Origin of the sequence: Cytobacillus sp. Bac17, from assembly GCF_024519925.1 — a bacterium.
GTDB classification, from domain to species: domain Bacteria; phylum Bacillota; class Bacilli; order Bacillales; family Cytobacillaceae; genus Cytobacillus; species Cytobacillus pseudoceanisediminis.
In genome coordinates, this window is the sequence record NZ_JALJRC010000136.1 from 1 (window position 1) to 308 (window position 308).

The 308-nt window shown below is 44.2% G+C and carries 1 protein-coding gene; it reads left to right on the forward strand.

All coding sequences use genetic code 11. The annotated features are described in order from the left end of the window. Positions 1-303 (forward strand): hypothetical protein (locus tag NR125_RS30420; RefSeq protein ID WP_256816921.1); only part of this gene is annotated, 303 nt, incomplete at its 5' end. Between the last annotated feature and the right edge of the window lie 5 nt (positions 304-308).

Genomic DNA, 308 nt, shown 5'->3' on the forward strand with positions numbered 1-308 from the left:
GAAGGGAAGGGGGGAAGGGAAGGGGGGGAAGAGAAGGGGGGAGGAGAAAGGAAGAAAAAAGAGGAGGGAAAAAAAAGAAAAAAAGAAAAAGGGAGGGAAGAAGGAGAAAGGGAGAAAGGAAAGAAGAGGGAAGGAAAAAAAGAGAAGGAAGAGGAGAGGAGGAAGAGGAGGAAAGAAGGAGAAGAAAAAAAAAAAGGGAAAGGAAAGGGGAAGAGAAAGAAAAAGAAAGGGGAGGAGAGAAAAAAAGGGGAAAAGGAGGTAAGTAAAATAGGAAGGAGATGGAACTTGGCCCTTTTCCGATGACGATA